This window comes from Brunnivagina elsteri CCALA 953 (assembly GCF_002289455.1).
Lineage (GTDB): Bacteria > Cyanobacteriota > Cyanobacteriia > Cyanobacteriales > Nostocaceae > Brunnivagina > Brunnivagina elsteri.
Map to the genome: position 1 here is coordinate 1 of NZ_NTFS01000607.1, position 2,733 is coordinate 2,733.

Here is a 2,733-nt window from a genome sequence, read left to right on the forward strand (position 1 = left end):
CTGGAAAGTGGCATTTTACCTTCGAGTTGGAGTTTTGCTTTCACGCAAGCAGAACAACTACAACCCATCGCATCAATAATAGGGTTTGACTTGTCAGAGATTCTAGGGGTAATAGTGGCAAAAATTGGGTGTGTAGATACTAGCTCTACACGCTGTGTTGGGGTTTTAAGTTGGATATCTCCTGCGATCGCGGGATTAACTATAAATAGCAGTGAAGCCAAAATAACAGGCAAAGCAAATAGAATCTGTTTAATTACCTTCATCATTTAATCCTAAAAAAGCATTTTGGATACAGCATAGCGAATTTCTACGAATAAGTCATGTATTCTGAACTGAAAATTTTAGATTTCTGCTAGCTGGGAATTGTGTTTAAAGATAAATTAAAGACTCTTTTTTTAGGCTTTTTAGTTCCCTATTTAAAGATAATCTCAAATCAAAATTGAATTATTTTTTGCCAAAACCCCGACTTTGTGAGATTTTCGAGCAAACTATAATTTCACCATTATCTCCCCCTGCTGCCAGTAGTTTACCTTGGGGATGCCACGCTAGACAAGAGTAGCCATTCGATACACCTGTAATTACTTGGGAGACGGTTTTAGCTTTTTTCCACAGACATAACCAACCGTCACTAGCAGCAGAAGCTAGTAAAAAGCTACCTGGAGCAAAAGCGATACCTTGAATAATATCGACGTGATTAGTTAAAACTCGTGCTTCCCAACCAAGTGATTCTTCTGCAAGTTTTTCCCAAACTACCATACCTTCAACGCTGCAAGTTGCCAATAATGGTGCGCCAATGGGAGCATTAATATCAGACCAAGCAATATGACGAACTTTACCAGGAAACCCGCGCATTACCCAAGGGTCAGGATTACCCCATTCAAGTACAGAAACCGAACGATCCATATTCCCCGATGCTAAAAATTTACCATCACTTGACCATGCGATCGCAGTACTGACTGTGGACATTTCCAGGAAATATGGTTCCTCATCCCAATGTTCACAATCCCAAATTTTTACACCTTTATTGCCACCAACCGCAAGGTGTTTCCCATCACCACTCCAATCCAATCCTAAAGGGGATGAATCTTCAAAATTCACAGTCGCTATAATTTGATTGCGATCGGCATCCCAAATTTGTACATACGTTTTAATACAAAAAGCTAATTGATTACCCTGGGGATTCCAAACTAGTTTATCAACCCAAGCGGTCGCATTTTCTAAATTAGCAATTAATTCGCCATCTCGCCAAATTTTTACCCGTCCATCTTGCCCACCAATAGCCAAAAACTTACCATCAGGGGAGAATGCCACACAATCAACAGATTCACCAGTTGCATCTTGTAAGAAATCTAACTCATTATTTTGCCATAGAGTCACCTCCCCAGCAGCCGAAACAGCCGCAAGTATTGAATCTACAGGACTCCAGGCAATAGCTGTTACGTAGTCTGAAAGTGTGCTAATAAGTTTTTCTTCAAATTCTTTATTAGTAGTAGAAGTAGTCATAATTTTTAGAATTGGGCAATGGGGATTGGGGATTGGGCAATGGACATTATTGAAGATATTAATTTCTTTGTTCAGATAATATCAGGTAGGGGCAAACGGCTGTTTGCCCTCACTTTACGATGCCCTTAGCGACCTTGCCCTAAGGGGCACGCTCCGCGAACGGTATCGCATAAAATAGGATGAACCAAAAACACGAAAATTTTATCAAAATCGACAGCCTACCCCATACCCTAATTTACGCCATACAAGCGAGAAAATCTTCTCTTAATTTAGCTTCGTTGAGGTTTCGTCCAATAAAAACAAGTTCGTTTTTACGGATTTCGCCATCTTTCCAGGAGCGTTCTGGTTTGCCTTCAAATAGCATATGTACCCCTTGGAAGACAAAGCGACTATCCTCACCATCAAAATTGAGAATACCCTTCATCCGAAAAATATCTGGTCCTTGGGTTTGCAATAACTCACTCATCCAAGCATTTAATTTTTCGCCATCGAGGGCACCATTTTCCACCAAAGCCACCGATGTTACCGTCTCATCGTGTTCGTGTTCGTGTTCTTCTTCCAAAAAACCGGGTTCAATAGCTAAGGCATTATCCAGGTTAAAAGCTTGTACCCCCAACAAATCATCCATTGACAATTCCGAATTTTGGGTGCGATAAATTTTTGCGATCGCATTCATTGAACGAATCCGTTTTTCTAGTTCTTCCAACTCTTCAGGTTTGACTAAATCGGTTTTGTTCAACAAAATTACATCAGCAAAGGCAATTTGTTCCTGAGCTTCATCCGCATCCCAATGTTGCCAAATATGCTTGGCATCAACAACCGTAACTACTGCATCAAGCTCCAATTTTTCCCGCATATCCTCATCAACAAAGAAGGTTTGAATTACAGGTGCGGGGTCAGCAAGTCCAGTAGTTTCAATTACTAAGTGGTCAAATTTGTGACGACGTTTCATCAAATTACCGATGATGCGAATTAAGTCTCCGCGCACGGTACAACAAATACAACCATTGTTCATTTCAAAGATTTCTTCGTCAGCATCAATAACTAATTGGTTATCAATACCGACTTCGCCAAATTCATTTACAATCACGGCAATTTTTTTACCATGCTCGTGGGTGAGAATGCGATTTAAAAGTGTGGTTTTACCAGCACCAAGATAGCCAGTTAAAACAGTTACTGGAACTGTACTAACTGTATTTGGGATATCAGCAGTTGTCATAATAATATATT

3 protein-coding genes are annotated in these 2,733 nt (G+C 40.2%); all 3 read right to left on the minus strand.

The annotated features are described in order from the left end of the window. On the minus strand, nucleotides 1-266 hold a 266-nt coding region (locus CK510_RS28990), incomplete at its 3' end, for a hypothetical protein (protein ID WP_211293344.1). 178 nt (nucleotides 267-444) lie between these two features. Then, the gene (locus tag CK510_RS28995; RefSeq protein ID WP_095724923.1) at nucleotides 445-1,503 is read right to left on the minus strand and encodes a WD40 domain-containing protein; all 1,059 of its coding nucleotides are present in this window, start codon (nucleotides 1,501-1,503) and stop codon (nucleotides 445-447) included. Between the two features lie 235 nt (nucleotides 1,504-1,738). Further along, complete coding sequence (locus CK510_RS29000; protein ID WP_095724924.1) at nucleotides 1,739-2,722, minus strand: CobW family GTP-binding protein; 984 nt, start codon at nucleotides 2,720-2,722, stop codon at nucleotides 1,739-1,741. Nucleotides 2,723-2,733: the final 11 nt, after the last annotated feature.

Bases quoted from the DNA above. Each gene is read 5' to 3' on its own strand.
- CK510_RS29000 (WP_095724924.1), bottom strand. From the start codon at position 2,722: ATGACAACTGCTGATATCCCAAATACAGTTAGTACAGTTCCAGTAACT.
- CK510_RS28995 (WP_095724923.1), bottom strand. From the start codon at position 1,503: ATGACTACTTCTACTACTAATAAAGAATTTGAAGAAAAACTTATTAGC.